Annotated in this window: 13 protein-coding genes and 4 pseudogenes; 10 read left to right on the top strand and 7 right to left on the bottom strand. The window is 66.8% G+C overall.

Going from position 1 to position 16,733, the window contains the following annotated elements:
* Window positions 1-185: 185 nt before the first annotated feature.
* Window positions 186-914: pseudogene (locus AB0472_RS08945) on the top strand (transposase); the annotation flags it as partial.
* A gap of 70 nt (window positions 915-984) precedes the next feature.
* Here the strand turns inward: AB0472_RS08945 and AB0472_RS08950 are convergent.
* Entirely contained in the window at window positions 985-1,353 is a 369-nt protein-coding gene (locus AB0472_RS08950; RefSeq protein ID WP_366355172.1) for a MerR family transcriptional regulator, read from the bottom strand.
* Window positions 1,354-1,470: 117 nt separating this feature from the next.
* Between AB0472_RS08950 and AB0472_RS08955 the strand changes: the two genes are divergently transcribed.
* The gene (locus tag AB0472_RS08955; RefSeq protein ID WP_366354703.1) at window positions 1,471-2,181 is read left to right on the top strand and encodes an SDR family oxidoreductase; all 711 of its coding nucleotides are present in this window, start codon (window positions 1,471-1,473) and stop codon (window positions 2,179-2,181) included.
* A 260-nt stretch (window positions 2,182-2,441) separates the two neighbouring features.
* Here AB0472_RS08955 and AB0472_RS08960 read toward each other — a convergent pair whose 3' ends face one another.
* Window positions 2,442-3,776, bottom strand: a complete 1,335-nt coding sequence (locus AB0472_RS08960; protein WP_366354704.1) for an alpha/beta hydrolase — start codon at window positions 3,774-3,776, stop codon at window positions 2,442-2,444.
* 69 nt (window positions 3,777-3,845) lie between these two features.
* Between AB0472_RS08960 and AB0472_RS08965 the strand changes: the two genes are divergently transcribed.
* Window positions 3,846-4,463 carry a TetR-like C-terminal domain-containing protein gene (locus AB0472_RS08965; RefSeq protein ID WP_366354705.1) on the top strand — a complete coding sequence of 206 codons (618 nt, stop codon included), beginning with the start codon at window positions 3,846-3,848 and terminating at the stop codon, window positions 4,461-4,463.
* A 258-nt stretch (window positions 4,464-4,721) separates the two neighbouring features.
* A complete protein-coding gene (locus AB0472_RS08970; protein WP_366354706.1) occupies window positions 4,722-5,258 on the top strand; it encodes a nuclear transport factor 2 family protein in 537 nt (178 codons plus the stop codon).
* Window positions 5,259-5,261: 3 nt separating this feature from the next.
* Here AB0472_RS08970 and AB0472_RS08975 read toward each other — a convergent pair whose 3' ends face one another.
* Window positions 5,262-5,555, bottom strand: a complete 294-nt coding sequence (locus AB0472_RS08975) for a hypothetical protein (RefSeq protein WP_366354708.1) — start codon at window positions 5,553-5,555, stop codon at window positions 5,262-5,264.
* Between the two features lie 1,372 nt (window positions 5,556-6,927).
* Between AB0472_RS08975 and AB0472_RS08980 the strand changes: the two genes are divergently transcribed.
* The gene (locus AB0472_RS08980) at window positions 6,928-7,197 is read left to right on the top strand and encodes a DUF3761 domain-containing protein (protein WP_366354710.1); all 270 of its coding nucleotides are present in this window, start codon (window positions 6,928-6,930) and stop codon (window positions 7,195-7,197) included.
* Window positions 7,198-7,397: 200 nt separating this feature from the next.
* Here AB0472_RS08980 and AB0472_RS08985 read toward each other — a convergent pair whose 3' ends face one another.
* A complete protein-coding gene (locus AB0472_RS08985; protein WP_366354711.1) occupies window positions 7,398-8,606 on the bottom strand; it encodes a PP2C family protein-serine/threonine phosphatase in 1,209 nt (402 codons plus the stop codon).
* A gap of 348 nt (window positions 8,607-8,954) precedes the next feature.
* Between AB0472_RS08985 and AB0472_RS08990 the strand changes: the two genes are divergently transcribed.
* The 3 genes and pseudogenes from AB0472_RS08990 to AB0472_RS09000 all read left to right on the top strand — a co-directional run bounded on the left by AB0472_RS08990 (window position 8,955) and on the right by AB0472_RS09000 (window position 11,451).
* A complete protein-coding gene (locus AB0472_RS08990; protein ID WP_366354713.1) occupies window positions 8,955-9,383 on the top strand; it encodes a DUF6233 domain-containing protein in 429 nt (142 codons plus the stop codon).
* A gap of 1,226 nt (window positions 9,384-10,609) precedes the next feature.
* Window positions 10,610-10,810: pseudogene (locus tag AB0472_RS08995) on the top strand (IS5/IS1182 family transposase); the annotation flags it as partial.
* Window positions 10,811-10,839: 29 nt separating this feature from the next.
* Entirely contained in the window at window positions 10,840-11,451 is a 612-nt protein-coding gene (locus AB0472_RS09000) for a transposase (RefSeq protein WP_366354715.1), read from the top strand.
* Between the two features lie 24 nt (window positions 11,452-11,475).
* Here AB0472_RS09000 and AB0472_RS09005 read toward each other — a convergent pair.
* The 3 genes and pseudogenes from AB0472_RS09005 to AB0472_RS09015 all read right to left on the bottom strand — a co-directional run.
* Window positions 11,476-11,700, bottom strand: a pseudogene (locus AB0472_RS09005) (NmrA family transcriptional regulator); the annotation flags it as partial.
* A 72-nt stretch (window positions 11,701-11,772) separates the two neighbouring features.
* Window positions 11,773-12,273 carry a hypothetical protein gene (locus tag AB0472_RS09010; protein WP_366354717.1) on the bottom strand — a complete coding sequence of 167 codons (501 nt, stop codon included), beginning with the start codon at window positions 12,271-12,273 and terminating at the stop codon, window positions 11,773-11,775.
* A 61-nt stretch (window positions 12,274-12,334) separates the two neighbouring features.
* Window positions 12,335-14,134, bottom strand: coding sequence for a hypothetical protein (locus AB0472_RS09015; protein WP_366354719.1), 1,800 nt, complete (start codon window positions 14,132-14,134; stop codon window positions 12,335-12,337).
* A gap of 328 nt (window positions 14,135-14,462) precedes the next feature.
* Between AB0472_RS09015 and AB0472_RS09020 the strand changes: the two are divergent.
* A pseudogene (locus AB0472_RS09020) lies at window positions 14,463-14,702 on the top strand (helix-turn-helix domain-containing protein); the annotation flags it as partial.
* 1,137 nt (window positions 14,703-15,839) lie between these two features.
* Complete coding sequence (locus tag AB0472_RS09025; protein ID WP_366354721.1) at window positions 15,840-16,679, top strand: IS5 family transposase; 840 nt, start codon at window positions 15,840-15,842, stop codon at window positions 16,677-16,679.
* The last annotated feature ends 54 nt before the right edge of the window (window positions 16,680-16,733 follow it).

Consider the following 16,733-nt stretch of genomic DNA (forward strand, 5'->3'; position numbering starts at 1 on the left):
CGGGACGAGGCCGCAAGCAAGAACCCGTGCCAAGGACAGCCGGCCCAGCGACGTGCACTGGTTGACACCACGTACCTGGAGGCCGTGGTCGGATGTCGGCCTGCGCGGGTTCGGCCAGGACGGGGCGCCGACTCTGGGGTGGGCAGGGCGCCTGGAGGACCGGAACACCTCGTTCGTCGACCTTCCGGATTGTCTTCAAGCGCGTCATCGCCGCCCTGGTGCACGGCTCCGGATACGAGCGGATCGCCGACCGCCAGTGCTCCGACCGCACCATCCGACGCCGCGTCAAGTACTGGTCGCAGCTGGGCATGGCCGAGCAGGTCCACGGGCCGGCCGTGCAGGCGTACGACCGCATGATCGGCCTCCAACTCCGTGAGCTGTCCGTCGACGGGTGCATCACCAAGGCTCCCTGCGGCGGCGAGAGAGCCGGACGCTCCCCGGTCGACCGGGGCAAGCAGGGCCTGAAGCGCTCAGTGGCCACCGAAGCCCGCGGCGTCCCGATCGGTCTCGTCTCGGCCGGGGCCGACCGTCATGACTCCCCGCTGCCCGTGCCCACCCTGGAGGCCGCGAAGAAGCAGATCGGTGTGTTTCCCGAGCAGGTCGACGTCAACTTGGACCGGGGCCATGACAGTGACAAGACCCGAGCCGCGCTCGAGGAACTGGGCTTCACCGGCGAGATCGCCCGCAAGGGCGTGCCCGCACCGATCCAGGCCGGCAAGAGGTGGGTCGTGGAGCGGAGCCGCGCATGGACGAACGGCTTCGGCAAGCTCCGCCGCTGCACCGACAAGCGCCAGTGCGCTGTGGACCTCAACCTCTCCCTGTCCGCCGCGATCGTCACGCTCCGCATGCTTATTTGCCGTGCGACCCCGCTCTACCGCCGGGACGGACGGTCCACCACCGAGAGACTCAAGTGACGCCTGCTGACGGGCGTCCGTCCGCGTCGGGCGGACAACCACTGCCGCACGCCTGGGGAAGGCGCGCTGCTCAACGAGGGCAGGGCCGGCCCGCGCTCCTGGCCGTGGAGGCTGTGGTGATGATGGCGTCGAGCCGGTCCCGGGTTTTCACCAGGGTGCTGACCTGCGTATCGATGCGGTCCCGCTCCGCCGACAGCCGGTCGAGCAGCGCGGGGGTCACGTCACCGGTCTCGACGCACGGCAGCAGTTCCAGGATCGCCCTGCTCGGCAGCCCTGCGGAGTACAGCTGCTGAATCAGCTGGACGCGGTCGACCGCGCTGTCCGGGTACTGCCGCTGGCCACTGGGGCTGCGCGCCGGGGCCAGCAGGTCCTGCTCTTCGTAGTAACGCAGTGCCCGCACGCTCACGCCCACCCTTGAGGCCAGCTCACCGATGCGCATCAACGCCCCCTCCGTGACCTGGATCACGTTCCTTGCCTCTGACGTCAACGTCAGGTTCTAGCGTAGCCCGCGAACAGCCCGGACAGAGATCACCTCACCACTGCCAGGAGACTCCCCATGAAGATCACCGGTTCCGTCGCCCTCGTCACCGGCGCCAACCGCGGCATCGGCAGGCACTTCGCCCAACAGCTCCTGCACCGGGGCGCCACCAAGGTCTACGCGACCGCGCGCACCCCCCACCTCGTCGACCTCCCCGGTGTGGAGGTACTGCGGCTCGACATCACCGATCCGGCTTCGGTCGCCGCCGCGGCGGGCGCGGCCTCGGACGTCACCCTCTTGATCAACAATGCCGGCATCTTCACCCAGCAGAACCTCGTCACCGGGGACCCCGAGAAGATCCGGCTGGAGATGGACACCAACTACTTCGGCACCCTCAACGTGGTCCGGGCGTTCACTCCCGTCCTGGCCGCCAACGGCGGTGGGGCCATCCTCAACGTCCTGTCGGCGATGTCCTGGCTCGCCTACGACGGGGCCAACGCCTACAGCGCGTCGAAGGCGGCGGCGTGGAGCCTCACCAACGGCATCCGCCTCGAACTCGCGGGCCAGAAAACCGCGGTGACGGGCCTGCACCTGGCCAGCACCGACACCGACATGATGGCCGGGTGGGACGTGGAGAAGAACGACCCCGCCGACGTCGTGCGCGCCGCCCTCGACGGTATCGAGGCCGGGAAGATGGAGATCCTCGCCGACAACAACTGCGTCCAGCTCAAGGCGGCCCTGTCCGCCGACCCGAGCGTGCTCTACCCGCAGGCGGTCCCCGCCGCCTGACCCTTCGGCAGCCGCCCGCCCCGGCCAGGCTTCAGCCGACGTTCGAGGATCCAGGGATCAGCCGGGCGCGGCCATGCGTACTCGTCACGCTCCGCACGCGCGTCCGCCGCGCTACCGCTCGGACACCTGCCCACCACCAGAAGACTCAAGTGACGCCTACCGCCGGGCTCTCCAAGAGCTCGTCCCTGGCTGTGACTGACTCAGGGCCCGGACGGCTTCGAGGGTTCGCCAGCCCTTGCCGGTGACGGGCCTCAAGGTCTTCATTTGTGATCACGCAGGAAGGCAGGGATCTCGTCGCGAGTCGGGTAGTTCGGCAGGGGTGCCGGCTTGTCCTGAAGGAACGCGGTGATGACGGCGGCGGCTCGGTCGTTGTTGTCGTCCAGGCCGTTCCACATGTGGTGTCCGACTCCGGGCATGTACTGCGTGCGCTGGATGGCGGGATCATCGGCAAGGACGGTGGTCTCCCATTGACGGATCTGGGAGGAGCACTCGGCGATCATCAGCATCGCGGGGGTCCGGGACTGCCTCAGTTGTGAGGCGATGGAGGGTGAGTCCTTGACCGTCTGCTGGATGCGGAGGCTGGCGGCGGGGCTGAAGGAGAAGTTTTGCGCGCTGTCCTCGGCGGGGATGCGGTGCGCGTCGCGCACGCAGTATGCGGATGCGGTGTCGCTGCCGAGGTCTGCGGCGGTGAAGGCGTTGTCGCCCTCGGCCTGTCCGATCAGTCCGGTGTCGGGGCTGAGGAGTCCGAGCCGCATGAGGCCGAATGCCACGGCGTACCGGGGGACGTGTGTCGATCGCGGTCCGGTCGGGGCCGGCGCGAGGCCGCGAGCGGATTCTCGGCCCTTGTGCCCGGTGATGTGTGCGGTGGGGCCATCCATGGGGCCGGGCTCGGCGATGATCGCCCGGTGCAAGCGTCCGGCGACGCGCGGGTCCGCCAGGGCTCGGGTGAGCACGGCCCCGCCTGAAGAGAATCCGAGGATGTCGACCTTGCCTTTGTTCAGGTGGTCGATGAAAGCGGCAAGGTCGCTGACCGGCCTGGAGATCGTGTACTGGCCCATGGGGAGCAGATCGCTGCGTCCGCCGCCGGCCTGTTCGTAGGCGTAGACGTCGTAGCCCTGGCGGGCCAGGCGTTGCAGGAACCGGTGGTCGAGCACTGAGATGCCACGGACTGGCCCGCCGTTGAGGTACACGAGTGGGATGGGATGCCGGGGGCTGGGGTGCGCGGGCGGGTAGTGGTACACCGCGACCCGGCTGCCCGTGGTCAGGCTCCAGTGCTGCGTGGTCACGAACGGCAGGGCGGGCGGGTACCGCCGGGCCGTCGGCACGGTCGGGATGCAGACCGATGCCGTCAACGCCGCCGCGATAGCCACTGGCAGGAACGGCATGAGCCGTGCCGGCCAAGTGCGGCGCCGACCCGACCACGTCGCGAGGACAGCCCCGACTCCAAGGGTCGTCAACCATGCGGCGAGCCCCGAGCCTGCCCCGTCTGTGAGGGCGATCAGTGCCAGAAAGACGACGACCAGCATCGCGACGGCGGCCAGGGCCAGCAGTAAGCGTCCGGTGAAGCGGACAAGACGTATGGCGAGCGTGGGCATGGCGGACCTCCGACAGTTACAGAACGTCGTTTCAAAACGACGTTACCAAACCGAGGTAGGCTGCTGGCCGTGGGTAGGCCGAGAACAAACGACGAGGCCGTCAAAGAGCGGCTTGTGGAGTGCGCGACCGAGATGCTTGCCACCCGTCCGCGGGAGTCACTCACGGTCCGCGCCGTGGCCGCTGCTGCCGAGGCGTCGACGACGGCGGTGTATTCGTTGTTCGGCGGTAAGGACGGACTGATCGGTGCGGTGCGCGACAGAGCCGTCGCCGGCCTGTTCCAGGACCTGTCGGCGGAGAAGACCTCCGCAGACCCTCTTGCCGACCTCTATGCGCTGGCTGTCGCCTACCGTCGTTGGGGGCGCGGACACACCCATCTGTACACGGTGCTGTTCGGTGGTGTGCAGTCCTTCGACCCGTCGGGGGAGGCCGGTGCCAGTGACCCGATCCGTCCGCTCCTCGCGGCGATCGATCGCGCATTGGCGGCGTCCATCCTCGTCGGCGAAGCAACGTCGATCGCCCTGTCGATCTGGGCCACCCTGCACGGACTGGTGACTCTCGAACTGGCCGGGGCCCTCGACGCCGCCACGGCCGAAACCGCATTCCGATCGGCGATTCACGCCACGTTGCGCGGGTGGGCGACCCCGACGGTGTTCCGCAGCCTTCGCCAGGCCGAACCCGCTCATTGACAGGATCAGGGCCGGTCATCCGGGTCCTCCCGGTCCCTGCCGGGGCGGAGTGCGTGGTCGCTGAAGACCGGCATGCCAAGGTCGACCAGCTGCGGCCGACCGTGATGAGGCTTCGCCAACATCCCCACGGCCGATTTTCGCCCCAGTTCGTCCGCTGGTGAATCGAGTGGGGAGGGTGGGGAGCGAAGAGCGCGCCCTGCCGGTGCTGGTGCGGAAAAGCCGTTGCCCTGGGACCTGTTAGGGCTGATAGACAGGGGTATGGACCACAAGATCATGCCCCCGGTCGAGCGGATGCTCGCGGAACGCGCCTGCGAGCGCATCATTGTGGACTTCATCCACCGCCTTGACCTCGGCGACCCGAGTTCGGTGGCCGAGTTGTTCACGCCCGATGGCGTCTGGCACTGGCCTTTTGGGGACCGGCGCATCGAGGGGCGCGAGGCCCTGCGCGCCTACTTCGCCTCTCGCCCGGCGGACAGGCTGTCGCGCCGTCTGATGACGAACATCCTGGTCACAGTGGAGTCCGAGGCGACGGCGCGGGCGGTCTCGTATCTGACGACATACCGGGTCGATGGCTATTCAGGTGGGATGATCGAGCCCAGGCTCCCGGCGAACGTCGGCCACTACGAGGATGCCTTCCGCAAGATCGACGGCGCGTGGTTCCTCACCAGCCGCACTGTCTTCCTCCCCTTCGGTGGCGAAACGCAACGGCTCCCCGTCGCGGATGCATCACAGGCCCTGACGACACCGCTTTGTGGCCCGGCGACCGTTAGGTCGCCGGGCCACAATGATCGGTGAGGGTCAGCCAAAGTCGATCGCGTAGTAGGCGCGAAGGACGTGGTTGATCTCGGGGATCAGGTCGCTGATGGTGATGTTGTCGGACCAGCAGTGCGGGATGTCGCCGACCCAGCAGACGCTGTCGGGCTGGTCCACCGTGGTCGAGAAGACGAAGGTGCGGGTGCCGTTGTCGGCGTCGACGATGCCGAGGAACGCGGTGATCTTCGCGTTCGAGTAGCTGAGGGCTTGCGCGAGGATGCGGTGCAGCCGTCGACCACGGTTTCCCCGGGCAGAACAGGGCTGGCCGGAAGGTCCCACGCCGGTGGCGTGTCCAGGTCCCCGGTCGCCGTGCGGACGAGCAGGAACTTGGCGTCGTGCTCGATCAGCGCGGCCGCGGCGAGGTCGGTGACGCCGTCGCTGTGGCTGCGGGTGACCAATTCGTCGACTTGCGCGAGCGTGAAGGGGCCGGTCATGGGGTCCGGCGCAGCGGGACGACGTCGGTGCGGTGGTGCGGCATCGTCGGACGGGCGGCCTCCGGGGTGATTGCGGGCGGGCCACCGGCGTGCGGGTGGTCGTGAAGGGCGGTCGCCTACGCGGCGAAAGGCTCCATGAGGCTTCAGCCAAACGATCGTCCTCATGGGCAATAGGTGAGGCCCGGGGACACTGTCCCCTTCACGACCACGCCCTGTACAACGTGGCGGGACGCCTGGGCATTCCCATGCGGCCGGCCCGGTGTTCTTGCCGGAGAGCGCAAAAAGGCCACGGTTGCCGCTTCTTCAGCCCAGCCAGTCGGCAGTACGTAGGACAGCGAAGGCGTCGGGGACCGCACACTTCATTTCAGGACGATCGCGGAGGTGGGCACGCTCGGGGCCTGTGGAACACGACCGTGCCCAGCCCCCGCGCCCAGCTCACTGACATCAGCTCGGTCAGGCCCACGCCACGGCCTGGCACCCGCGACCGGTGCTGCGCCGGTCCGACGCCACCATCGCCCTCACCCGAGCCACGCTGGCGAAGTCAGTAGCTCGGATGCCGCCGGCCAGTCGAGGTCCCCACCCTCTGGTTGGGTACCCGGCGAGCCCTCCTGAGGTGCCGGCCGCCAGAACGACCTGACGCCACCTGACCTGCCGGCTGACGGCGGCGCGCACCACCATGTTCACCCCAGTACAGGACACTGCCTCCTGCCAGGGCAAAGCCGATTCCCGCGCCCACCAGAGCACCGAAGATGCCTCCCGAGGCGAAGCCGAGCACAGCTCCCATCAGCAGCGCCGCCAGCGAGGCACGGATGAAATACCTGCGAATCCTCTCGTCCACAAAATCACCGCCTTTCACAACCCCCTCTGCCCCGCCCTGCGGCGACTAACCCGTCGGCTCGTCACATAGGGTGAACACGACGCAATTTCGTCGCGCAGGCCCAGGAACAGCACCCGACGCGTCGGCCAACGTCATAGGGCGCGAGGACGATGTCCTCGTCCGCGGCCGCCGTCCCGGCCACCACACTTCACGGCCCCGCGATGTGTTTGCGCCCCGCCGTGGAGGTGCCCGGCAGCGAGCCGCCTCCCACATGCCCGTGCTCCGACGAGTGCCGGGCGCGCGGCCCAACCCAGGGTAAAGAGGCCCAAAGTCACACGAGGAGGCAGCCGAGAGCGCTACAGGCTCCGCTGCACTTGCTCAGCTCCACAGGGGGGATCCTTTGCGCACTCGTCTTGCTGCCTGCGCCGTGGCGGTCGCCGGCGCCGGCGTCTTCTTCAGCGCGCCGTCCGCTTCCGCGGAAACGCTGCCGTCGGCCAACACCGCTCACCACTGCGTCCACCACACCACCGGGGTGGGCGGGTGGACGCACCACGAGAAGCCCGCGGACAAGCACGAGACCGCGAAGTGCAAGGACGCTTCCCTGTCGTACTCGCGGCACTCGAAGGGCACCTGCTCCCACCATCACGATGTCCACTACTGGTTCAAGTAGCCCGCCCCCGACCATTCCTGATCTGTCCGCCCGCGGCGACGCTCCGCAGGGCCTTGATGCTTCCGCCCCTCCGCAGCACCCCTAAGCCGGCGATGTGCAGTGAGGTGTCCGCGCCGCAGATCGCGCAGGCCGGCACTCCGTCTTGGTCCGCGGCTCGGGCGGAAACGGCGTGCAAGCATCGAGGCTCGGCGCATGGCCCGTCACCGGTGCTGCGGGCGCCATTCGAAGAGCAGGATGGTCGCGTCGTCCCGCAGTTGGTTGCGCTGCTGGTTGAGGATGGCGTGGATGAGCAGCCGCAGCACCTCGGCCGGGCGCTGACCGGCGGCGTAGCAGCGGATGATGAAGTCGGTGAACCGGTCGAGGCCGAACTCCGCACCGTCCATGTCGCGGGCCTCCACGACACCGTCGGTGTAGAGCAGGACGTGGTCGCCCGGTTCCAGTGTCGTCTCGTGGACCTGCCATGCTTCCGGGGCGAGTTGGCCGGCCAGGCCGATCGGGAGCTGCGGGGGGCTGTCCAGCGCCCCTTTGAGCACCCGCTCGGCGCGGATCAGCAGTGGTGGCGGGTGACCGCAATTGACCCAGCGCAGCACCCCGGTCTGCGCGTCGAGCCGGCACAGCACGCCGGTGCAGAACTGGTCGGGCAGCCATCGGGCGAGCGCCTGGTCGATGGACCCTACGACGTCGGCCAGGTCGCAACCACTGCGGCGGGCGTTCCGCGCCGCCGCCATGGCGACCGACGCGGTCAGGCCGGAGGTCAGATCGTGCCCCATGGAGTCGAGGATCAGGGTGTGCAGCACGTCCTTGACCACCGAGTGGTCGAAGGCGTCGCCGGCGACGTCGTACGCCGGTTCCAGGACCGCGGTGGAGACGCACCTGCTGCTGCCGATGGTGCGGGGTGGCAGGAAGGCCCGCAGCATCTCGGCGGGCAGCCGCATGGTCGCGGTGCGGGTGCGGGCGGCGAGCCAGTCGCTGTAGGCACGCTTGGAGGAGATCAGCATGGCGAGCAGATGGGCCAGCATCCGGCTGCGGCGCAGCCGCGCCCCGTCGAGCGAGGCGGTCCGCACCGCGAGCACGCCCAGCCGCTCCACACCATCGACCATCGGCATCCAGACGATCAAGCCGTCGTCGGCATCGGCGACCCGCGGGGAGACGGTGCGGTACGCCCAACTGGCCATCGAGTCGGCAACCGGCAGCGGATCCAAAGTCTCGTCGAGCGGGATGAGCAGACGCTGTTGCAGGTCGACGAGGTAAATCAGCGCGGCGTCCAGGCCGAGGGCTATGGCGCACCGGTTCGCCAGGGCGGGCAGTTCGACGGGCAGGGCCGTCTGCGCCTCAATGATCAGCTCTTCCAGCCGATTCTCATCGACGGCGGTGTCGGAACCGGCGGACGCGTGCTCTGGGTCCGACACGGGGATCACCCCTTTCCTACCCAAGTCTCGCACCGATCCCGACCCCTCTCACGTGAGGCATGATCGCGCCGGGTGCGACCGCGGCGAGGGCTGTTTCGTGTCACTACGAGGAGCAGTCCACTCGCGCGCAGCGCACCTCCACCTGCGATTATGGGCTGTTACACGCGCTACCAGCGACCGTGTGGACGCGGCTGGATGAGCGTCAGGATCCGTCAGGGCAGCGCGCCGATCAATGTTCGATGGCGCGAACTCACTGATCACCAACCTTCGCCGGCAACGATCAATCTTCACGGGCACGGGACACCGGCGCATCGCCGGGCGGCGCAAGCAACCCTTAGAATCGAATGCATGAACGAGTTGCCGCCGCCGCGCCTACGCGCGATCCTGGCGCACCTCGACAAGCAGCCGGCCGACACCGAGACGATCGCGACCTACCTACGCCTCCAGCGCAGCGCCGTCCTGGCGGCGCTCTCCCGCGGCGAACGCAGGGCGATCCCGCGCCCTTCGGTGGCGGCCCCCAAGCGCCCGCCGGCCCCCGCCGCTCCCGCCAGCCCTCGCGAGTCCGGCAGGAGCCTCCCAGCTCGGTTCATTGTGGAGCGGCCCGTGAAGCCATCGAGCGGCGCGCTCGTGCACACCAGCGCCTGCACCAAGGGGTTCACAAGCGGCCGGCCTCTCGATGCCGGGATCGCCCGCCAGGCGCTCGTGAACGACCCCCGGGGCTTCGCCGCCTGCACTGCCTGCCGTCCGGACACCGAGCTGGGCATCGACGTCGCCTGACCGGTGAGGATGCGGATCCCGGCGGGCAGATTCGACTGATCTCCCGAAGTGAATCATTGTTCAGGCAGGTTGAGACTTCTATCGAAGGCCGCCCGCTGGGACGGCCCTTTCCCGTTCCCGGATGTCCCCTGCAGACCCTGCCGTCCGTCACGCCCCGGGCAGGCTGCGCAGCAGCTCGCGCACCGCGCCGGATCGCCAGACAGCAGGTGAGACCGGGCACGGCGTAGGCGCCGACGACCAGGACAGCCAGCACCGCGAACGTGGCCACGGGACCGATCCAGCAGGACGCAAGCAGGGGGTCCGGTCAGGAGCAGGGCGGCGAGGGTGAGCGCCTGCTCCTGCAGCCGGTCCCTGTGTGCAGGGGGCGTCTGTGTGGTCATGCACGGCGCAGGCACCCGGCCGGCACCTGCCCGCCGGGCACGATCCGCCACAGACTCCCGCCACCGCACTCCCGGTACTGCGACCAGCGGCCCCGACCACGCACGACGTCACCCGCTCCCCCTTGCGCAGGTAGCGCACGATCGGCGAGCGCGTCGTCACGACCGGTCCCTCGTTCCACGCGGGCTTGCGTACCGGCACCCGCTGGACGGCCGTCCGCGTCGACGCGCACGGCGTAGCCGCGGGCCTCGATGGCACGGCGGGTGCGGGCGGGGCCGCGGACATGACGGTCGCAAGGACGGCGGTGACGGCGGCCGCCATGGTCAGCAGACGTCGGTCAGGTGCATACGCCGACAACTCCCGCCCCGGGCAGACTGGTCACGGCCGCTCGCGGGAGACCACCCGCAGGGCGCGCGCGGCCCGCCGTCGCGCGAGCACCTCCGGGCCGTCCGATCCTCCGCAGCGCTCCTCACGCCCCGCCCTCTCCCGGCCCTTCCTTTCTCTCCTTCTGCCGTGGCGATCGCGGGGTGCTCTGTGGGGGATGTCCACCGCCGCCCACGTACGAATCCTGGTGATGACCTGCGCGGACGCGACGTGAGCGCTTCGGCTTGCGCAACCTCCGGCGCAACGCCTCCCGCAACACCCTGCGCACCATCTCGCGCAACCTCCAGCGCAACACTGCGCCCCCGGTCGGCCGCGCGGCCCCCGCGCCGCGCGGAACGAACACCGGACGGCGACTCAGGATTAGAGGCCGCACGAATAGGCGCGGTTGGGGGCATCGGCAACAGTACGGGCACAGGCCCTGGTGATCATGGAGTTGCGACGCTCTGTGATCACTGGGGAGACCTGTGCCCGCGCTTCCATCATGGCTGACCGAACCGCTCTGGGACCAATTCGCGGTCCTGCTGCCCGAGCGGCCGGAGTACCACCCGAAGCATCCACTTGGCTGCCACCGCCGACGCATCAGCGACCGAATCATCTTCGACAAGATGCTGCAACTGCTGCGCTTCGGCTGCTCCTATGAGGCCATCGCCGACACGACCTGCTCGGCCACCACGATCCGAAGCCGCCGCGACGAATGGATGCGACAGGGCATCTTCGCCCGGCTCAAGCAGATCGCGCTGGAGTCCTACGACCGGATCGTCGGCCTCGTCCTCGACCAGATCGCCGTGGACGGCTCCATCACCAAGGCTCCCGGAGGCGGCGAGGTGGCCGGGCGTTCCCCGGTCGACCGCGGCAAACAGGGCTTGAAACGCTCGGGCATGACGGACGGATACGGCATTCCACTGGCCGCGTCCTAGCCGGTGCCAACCGCCACGACTCCCCGCTGCTTGCCCCGACCCTGGACCGCCTGGGCGACCTGGGTCCGCTGCCCGACACCATCACCGTGCACCTGGACGCCGGCTACGACTCGGACAAGACACGCACCCTGCTCGATGAACGCGGCCTCAACGGCCGCATCGCGCACAAAGGCGAGAAGGCGCCCATCCAGGCCAGTCAGCGTTGGCACGTCGAACGCACCCACGCCTGGCAGAACGCCTTCCACCGGCTAGCCCGCTGCTACGAGCGGCGTGTCACCGTCGTCGATGCATTCTTCGACCTCGCAGACACGATCATCATCATGCGCAGCCTGATCCGGCGGGCATGGACGACTCACCGCTGGGACGAACGCCCGAACCGCCGGCCATGACCCCACCCCTATCCGCGCAACCTCCTATTTGAAGGCTGCGACGTTGCGCGCAGCCCACTCGGCGAAGGTGTGGGGCGGACGGCCGAGGACCTGCTCGACGTCAGCGCTCACTTGCTGCTCAGCGGCTTTCGGTGTGCCCAGGATGTCAAGGGTGGCTTCTACGATCGGCTCGGGCATGAACTGCAGCATCTGTGCCCGAGCCTCGGCGCGGCCCTGCTCGACGAACCGCACCGGCTCACCCAGCGAGTTGGGATTAGCGGGGCCACGCGGGACTCGCCAAGACGCACCACGGCAACGTCCTTGCCGTCACCATGATCAACATCATGACACGTCGTCGCTCATGTCGTCGTAGTCATCAGCGGCTGCCGCGGCAGCGTCGGAGTCCGAATCGAAAGTGTCAGCCAGGTCATCGACTCCGCCGGCTGACGCATCAACCGCTGCGCCACTGAGGCTGGCTGAGGCGTCGTCCAGGCTCCACGCCGCATCGCCCGAGTGCTCGGCTGCGTAGGCTTGACTCACATCCGCCTGTTGGAGATCCCATTTAGCATCGTCAACGTAGCCTTGGGCTGCCTCGCTTTGCGCTAGGTCTGCATGGTACGCAGCGTTCGCCGCATCGGTGTCAGCCTGTTGAACGTCCTGTTGAGCGTCGCCTACTTGGGAGGCACCTTGTTCCGCGTAGTCGACGGATTGGCTCAAGTACGCCTCGGTGTCGTCAGACGGTTGTTGGTCTGCCAGGTCTTGGAGATCGTCCGCCTTGTTTCCGATCTCACCCGGATCTTCGCCGCCCTCGGTCGTATAAATATCCCAGCTATTATCGGTCACTGTTCTGCCCTCTCTTCGTGATCCGTCGGTCGGTTCGGAACGTTGACTATCGGCTCGGAATCTACCCTCGTTCCGGGATCCAATGGTCGATTCTCCAGGACGGGTCATCGCTCGGCGGAATTTTCCAGATCTGCATCATGCTTTCCGGCCTATCTGCGGCCCTCAGGGCTACGGCGATTCGCCCCGAGTAATCCAATGAGACATCGACGACATCACCTTCACAGGGCAAGGTCACTCGTGTGCATCGGTGCAGAGAGATAATCTCTACACAGTATTCCTTGCAGGCAACTGCCAAGTATTCCCCTCGTGGGTCGACTGCGATCGCGCCAGTCGGGTGACTCCGCTTATCAAAGGGCACCCTCTGCCCGGCTCCGAAGCGCGGCGTGCGAGCGCCCGCGTCGATCGCCCACATCCTGACGTTGTCCGGGCACGCCGCGATCACCAGCGGGATGCTCGGGTGGAGGGCTATGCCTTGTATTTCAGCTGTCTTTGTGCTGAAATACTTCGAGCATCCCGCCCGTGTCGAATAGACGGCCAGGGAATGCGAGCCGGCAATGGCAATCCATGCCCCGTCAGAGCTGATCGCCGCGTGCCGCCTATACCAGGCGAATGAGAGCGTTTTTATCTTCCGCCCGCTTACCGCGTCCCAAAGCATCGCGCCCTCATTTGAGGCAGTGATCACCCTCCTTCCATCAAAGGCCAATGCTTCCAGCGGAGATGATATTCCTGCCCCCCATCCAGCATTGAACTTATGTATCAGTTCGAGCCTGTCATGGTGCACCGAGTAGACTTGCACGTTGACATTTCTACTACAGAGGGCGAATTGCCCCCCCTGTGGATCTGGAGCGGCGAGTTTAAAGCCGTGCGGAGATTCCCCATGCCACAATAGTTTTGAAGATTCCAGGGATTCTCGACTCTCGCCTGCAGACCACAGTATGAGTTCGCCACCCTCGCATCCACCAAGGACGCAGGATCCGCCAAGCACGAAGTCGACAGTACGTCCAACTCCCGGAAACCTGGCGCACTGAGAAAAGCGCTCTTCCGATACAGGTGTCTGCCACTTTTCCCAGCATGTGAGCCCCGTCACAGAGCAGCGGAAATCGTGGCGACACTTGGGGCATATTGCCAAAACGGGTTCCCGTCGCTGGCTGTGACAATTCGGGCAGAATGCTACAAGGGTCTTCTCCGCTTCAACGCCCTCGCAAGCGGGGCACACAAAGGAGACGAGGGGCTGCCCGGCGTGACCGGTGTCCGTGAGGGCGTTGATCAGTCGGTAGGTATACGCGCCCTGGCTCAAGAACGTCTGGAAAGCCGCTTCGGCGATCCGCTTACTTTTTTGATCTTGCTCCAGGTCCCGGCGCGCCTTCTCTCGCATCTCCTGGTAGTCCGGATTGACCAGCGTCTCCTTCCTGCAATCAGTGCACACGTGAAGGATCCGTTCCGGCAGTCCGCGGCGTATCTCGACTTGCCCCCACAAGAATTCCAGTATCTTCCGGCCAGTGTCGTCCAACAGCAAGAGGTTGCCCGGGCTCGAAGTGTGGAGTGCAGCCTCAAGCTCCTGCGCGTTCCGGCTATAGCCGGATCCTTTTTCACCAAGAAGGCGAGCTTCGGGCGCCGTGGCGGTTTTCGAAGCCCGCACCAGCTTCTCTCCGAATGCTTGCAACTCCCGCAGTCGCTCAACCGGCCGTACGGCATCCCCTTGCTGCTCAATGTTTTTGTAAATCTTGAGCAGGTCAGCCAATTCTTCGAGGGAGAGCGGCGCTACCTCGTTTCCGTCGGTTGCGAACACCTTCCGGTTACCCATATCCTCCGTGAGGGAGGCTCGGGCCGCGGATTCGTAAAGGCATACCATCGACGTCATTGCGCATTCCCACTTGCTTGAAAGAGTGCCTCGCTCGGAAGAGGGTCCGGCCACCTTCTCGCAGGACCTCGTTTCCGGCGGCTGCGAAAACCCCGAATTGCGTCCGCGGGCCTTGATGGAGGACCGGTCGGTAGACGCCCTCGGTAAGCCTCCCACGAGGGGACGCTTACTCGGGTGCTAGACGGTCGCGCTGTCTGACCGTCCTCCGTACCGATTGGCGGCCTGTGGCTAACAGTGGTCGCCAGGGCGCGTCGTCGCTTCTCTAGCCCACGCTTCCAGGTTCCCACCGCTGCGCAGGGATGCAACTGAAGTGGCTGCGGCCATCACCACCATCACGCCCAAAGTGCTGACCGAACGGCTACGGCAACTGGAACGCGACGGGCTCGTCCTGCGCACCTACCACCCCGAGGTTCCGCCGCGGGTTGAGTACGAGATCAGCGCACTGGGACGCAGCCTGGCACCGCTGTTTGCCGCACTCGCCGACTGGTCGGTCAACCTGGGCAAGGTAGAGCAGGCCCGGCAGGAGTACGAGGCCAAGGAGCAGCGACCCCGTAGCCGTCGAGACTGAAAGAGTTTCGGTCAGCCTGACGGAAGCGCAGGCACAGGCCGACAGTGATCACAGCGCGTCACAACTCCGTGATCGCCAAGACCAGTGCCTGTTCTGTCCTCTTCAGGCCCCACCACGCCTATCCGTGCGGCCTCTTAGTCGCAAGAGATGTTGCGCCCGAACCGGGGCCGGGGCGGTGACGAGGGGCGGGCGGCACTTGGGAGCTCGCGTACGCGCGCTGCCTGTCCTTGGCTGACGCTCCCGTCCCGCCGGTACCTCTGTGGGCCTCTTCTGGCTTCGGCAGAAGAGGTGTCGCCAACCTTGACAGGCTTGCCCCGGGAGCTGATCTGCCTCAACGGGCCCGGCTTGCCCGGGGGTGCTGCAACCCTCGGTGCGTCCCCCGGTCCGAGGGTGGGGGCACCCCTCCAGCCCACCTCTCATCTGCTACTGCAGACTCATGGCGCAAGGCTGTCCTTCACCGTCGCGGCCTTCCGAAGCCGCCGACGCGCAAATCCGGCACGCACGGTGATCAACGCGGTGGTCGCGCCCACTGCCAGCATGGCCACGGCCGGAATGCTGACTGGTAGCCGGCGCGGCCTCCGGTAGCAAGAAGTACCCCTGAACCCTGGGCACGCCCATTCCATTTTGGGCGGGTGAATGGTCACAAGCATGACCACAGCCACCACTACAACCACCAGCGAGGCAGCGAGTACCAGCCAGGCCGTCCGAGTGAACATCGGCCACTCCTCCCCCTCACGGGCCTCTTTCTGCCCGCCCACGGACGCCACTCCCCCTCCTCGTGTACCAGCTAGCGGACCGCTCATGACCAGCCCATCCCTGGCCGGTACCCCTGGCCGAAGTCGCCGCAGCAGTACATCAGGTGCAACGACCTGCATCCATAGGTCTCACCTTTGCTGTCCGTCCGAATGAGACGACCTCTAAAAAAGCGTTTTGTCCCATATGAAGTGTTTGATAATGCTTCGGGTGGCGGGTCGGCCTGGGATGACTGGGGCAGATGCGCTTGATGGGCCATGTGCGGCAGGTGTCATCGTGCGCCAGTCCGTTTCAGTCGATTCGCTCCTGTCTGATCCCAAGGCGCCCCTGCTTGGCCCCGTTTGAGCCCTGGGGACGGGCTGCGCCTGACGCTACTACCGAAACATGACGCGACACCGCCCGTATCCCAGCGATCTGTCCGATGCCCGCTGGGAGCTGCTGGAACGCCTCCTGTCAGCTTGGCGTGCCGAGCGGAGGGGCAAGGGACTGGACATCGGGCGCCCGCCCGAGCATGATCTGCGCCGAATCATGGAAGCCATCCTGTACGTCGACCGTACCGGGATCCCCTGGCGCTACCTGCCGCACGACTTCGCCCCCTGGGAAACCGTCTACAGATACTTCGCGGCCTGGCAAAAAGAGGGCATCTTCGACCATCTCAACGGCCTGCTGCGTCGTTTGGTGCGTGAAGCCGAAGGCCGTAACGCCGAGCCGAGCGCCTGCGTGCTGGACGCACAGAGCATCAAGACCTCCGCCAATGTACCCGCAGCCAGCCAAGGCATCGATGCCGGCAAGAAAATCGCTGGCCGCAAGCGCCATATCGGCGTCGACACCCTCGGACTTCTCCTGGCCGTCTGGGTCACCGCGGCCAGCGTCTCCGACAACGCCGGCGGCATCCGCCTCCTCTCCCACATCGCCGCCGCGAACCCTCGCGTGACCAAGGCATGGGCCGACACCGGCTACCGGACGAAAGCCATCGACCACGGTGCCCGCCTCGGCATCGACGTCGAAGTCGTCCAACGTGACACCGGCGTCAAAGGGTTCAAGGTGATCCCCCGACGCTGGGTCGTCGAGCGCACCTTTGGCTGGCTCATGCACCATCGCCGACTCGCCCGCGACTACGAAACCCACCCACACCGATCCGAAGCCATAATCCACGTCGCGATGATCGACCTGATGAGTCGCAGGCTCAGCCGGGAGTCGACTCCGAATTGGAAGGACGCATAGCCGCCGGTCCACGTCAGAGAACTCGGGCGTCGCTACCGGGCACCCGGTCGTCGA

The sequence above is a fragment of the Streptomyces sp. NPDC086777 genome (genome assembly GCF_040702065.1).
In the GTDB taxonomy this organism is placed as follows: Bacteria; Actinomycetota; Actinomycetes; order Streptomycetales; family Streptomycetaceae; genus Streptomyces.

What these genes read in the sequence shown, in the direction of transcription:
- AB0472_RS08950 (WP_366355172.1), bottom strand. Translation starts at nt 1,353, where the DNA reads ATGCGCATCGGTGAGCTGGCCTCAAGGGTGGGCGTGAGCGTGCGGGCA.
- AB0472_RS08955 (WP_366354703.1), top strand. Translation starts at nt 1,471, where the DNA reads ATGAAGATCACCGGTTCCGTCGCCCTCGTCACCGGCGCCAACCGCGGC.
- AB0472_RS08960 (WP_366354704.1), bottom strand. Translation starts at nt 3,776, where the DNA reads ATGCCCACGCTCGCCATACGTCTTGTCCGCTTCACCGGACGCTTACTG.
- AB0472_RS08970 (WP_366354706.1), top strand. Translation starts at nt 4,722, where the DNA reads ATGGACCACAAGATCATGCCCCCGGTCGAGCGGATGCTCGCGGAACGC.
- AB0472_RS08990 (WP_366354713.1), top strand. Translation starts at nt 8,955, where the DNA reads ATGAACGAGTTGCCGCCGCCGCGCCTACGCGCGATCCTGGCGCACCTC.
- AB0472_RS09000 (WP_366354715.1), top strand. Translation starts at nt 10,840, where the DNA reads ATGGATGCGACAGGGCATCTTCGCCCGGCTCAAGCAGATCGCGCTGGA.
- AB0472_RS09015 (WP_366354719.1), bottom strand. Translation starts at nt 14,134, where the DNA reads ATGACGTCGATGGTATGCCTTTACGAATCCGCGGCCCGAGCCTCCCTC.
- AB0472_RS09025 (WP_366354721.1), top strand. Translation starts at nt 15,840, where the DNA reads ATGACGCGACACCGCCCGTATCCCAGCGATCTGTCCGATGCCCGCTGG.